We start from the raw sequence: 2501 nt of genomic DNA, 5'->3' as shown, positions 1-2501 counted from the left end.
CGCTCGGAGGGTGCACCGGCCGTTCTTCGCCGTGACCGGGGGTTAGCCGATCGGGGCGGGTTCGGGAGCCGGCGGGTCTGCCGGAACCTGCTCGAGGGGGATCTGTTCAGCGGATGCAGGTGGGGCCTGCGGTTCGGCGGGGACTTGCGGGTCGGCCGGAGCCGGGGCAGGCACCGCCAGTCCGAGCGTCGGGGCGGTAGGCGCCTGACCCGGCTTCGGCGAGCCGTTCATTTCCTGCTTGTAGGTCTCGTCGTAGGTCTTCCAGAACGTCGTGACGATGCCCGTGAGCTCGTTGAGCACCAGCGAACCGTGCTGGAAGTCGGTGCGTAGACCGTTCGGGACGAGGTAGGAACTCGCGGTCGGCAGGCCGAGGACGCCCGAATCGGCGCCCAGGCTCAGATACTTGTCGAGAATCGCGCCGACCACCTCGAATACCTGACCGCCCTCGCCCGAATAGACGAAACCGTGGGCGAACTTCGCGTACTGACGGCCCTGCGCGCCCGAGATCAGGTCCGACTGCGGTGCGCCGAGGGGACCGTCGACCCCGCCCTTGGCCACCCAGTGCTTGGCGATCGCGTTGTCGACGGACAGGCCGAGGAACTTGTCCACCATCGCGCCCAGTTCGGCCATATTGCCCTGCGGCGCACGGGCTTGCTGGCTCGGCGGGCGGTTCACCGTCGGGGGTGAGGTGTAGGTGCCGGAATTGCCCGCCGCGATTCCGCGGATGCGATCCATCAGCGCGTAGGCGGCGTCACCGGGGCAGTCGGTGTTGCCGACATCGCGGTGCGCGAACACCACCGGCAGATCGACCGCTTCGTCCTGGGCGTAGGGCGTGAACTCGGTGCCCTCGGAGTACATCGTGGTCGTGCCCTTGGGATCGATCCCGGCGAGCTTGGCCCGCCAGCCGATGAACTTGCCGATCGCGTTGATCGCCTCGTTGCTCGGCTCCTCGTTCTCGTAGTTGCCCATCAGCGCCACACCCGCGGTGTTCTCGTTGAAACCGCCCGCGTGCGCGCCCTGGACCGCGCGGTCGAGGCCGCCGTAGCGGCCCTCGAAGATCTGGCCGTACTGGTCGACCAGGGCGTTGTAGCCGACGTCGCACCAGCCGAGCGTCTCGGCGTGATAGGCGTAGATCGCGCGGACGATGCCCGCGGACTCGGAGCGGCTGTAGTCGTTGCGACCGGCCGTGTGGTGCACGGTGATGCCGCCGACGCCGTCGTCGTAGGTGGGTTCCTCGCAGCGGATCGACTCGTCGGCACCCCACTGCGCGCGGGTGATGACCTTCGGTCCACCACCGGGCAGCGCCGCGGCGACGTCGTTGAGCGCGGCATCGATCGCGGCCCGCCCCGGATTGATCAGGACGGCCTTGAGCGCGGCCTCGGTGAGGTGGGCCGGGTCGTGGTCCGGGCCCGCGGTGGGCTTGCGGGTGACCAGCATCTGCACCGCGGTGGTCTCGCCGACGTAGATCGGTTCGGTGCCGGTCGGTGCGTCGGCCGGGGTCTGATCGGTGGCCCTGGTATCGACCGGATCGGCGTTGTACCAGGGCCCCCAGTTGCCGTCGAGCTGGCGAGCTCGCAGCTTGGTGGTGGTGTTCGCCATGTCGCGGGCGGTGACGGCGACCATGCTGAACGGGGTGTCCTGGGTGAGTTCCTTGACCTGCGCGCCCACCTGGTCGATGACGTCCGCGCCGACCGCGCCCGGCGAGAGGGCGGGAGTGTCGGGGGTCGTGCCGGGTTCGAGGTTTTCCGGGTCGGCGATGAATTTGGCTCCGCCGGAACGGCTTTGGTAGACCGGGGCACCGGTCGCGGGCGCGGCCGGAGGCTGGGCGGCCGACGTCGGCGTGGCCCCAGCGGGAGCTTCGGGTGCGCCCGGAGCTGGTTGCGCTGGAACTGGCGCGGCCGGGGCAGCCTGTGCTTGGGCCGGGGCAGGCGCGGCAGGAGCCGCTGGGGCCTGGGTGGCCGCGCCCCCTGGTGCCGGAGCGGGCGCGCCCGGAGCGGGCGGTTGGGCTTGCGGTGTCGCGGCCGGTGGCGCCGGCGGCGCGGTCGGGACCGATGTACTCGGGACCGGTGGGCGCGCAGGCGTTGCGGCCCCGGGTGCCGCGGCGCCCGGCGTGGCCTGCTGCGTCGGGGTGGGCTGCGGTTTCGTCGGCAGCTGTGGCAGCTGGATCTCGGTGGGCAGCGCCACGCCCGGGGGCACCGGCAATCCCGGGGGGATCGGGATCGAGCTCGGCAGCTGCAACATGCGCAGGTCCGAGAGGTGCAGGTCCGGCAGATCGAGGCCGGTCAGGTCACGCAGCGGGACCGTGATGTCAGGAGCCGTGGTCAGCGCGACCTCGGCCAGCTGCGTCGGCACGGCCGCGACCTGGGAATCGTTCGCGCTGCGGTAGTCGGTCGAGTCGCTGAGGGCGAACGCGCCGATCGGTGCGGCGACAACAAGGGTCGTGACCACCGGGAGCACGTAGGAACGTTTCGGCTTTCGGTATCGCACGTGCGACTCCTATC

General features: G+C 70.9%; 1 protein-coding gene. It reads right to left on the bottom strand.

Annotation, left to right across the window (positions count from 1 at the left end; translation table 11 throughout):
• Nucleotides 1-42: 42 nt before the first annotated feature.
• Entirely contained in the window at nucleotides 43-2487 is a 2445-nt protein-coding gene (locus ACFWF3_RS32060; protein ID WP_379317553.1) for an N-acetylmuramoyl-L-alanine amidase, read from the bottom strand.
• Between the last annotated feature and the right edge of the window lie 14 nt (nucleotides 2488-2501).

Source organism: Nocardia sp. NPDC060220 (assembly GCF_042727815.1).
GTDB lineage: Bacteria > Actinomycetota > Actinomycetes > Mycobacteriales > Mycobacteriaceae > Nocardia.
Note: the sequence above shows the minus strand (reverse complement) of the source record. Positions and strands in the feature narration are given on the sequence as shown.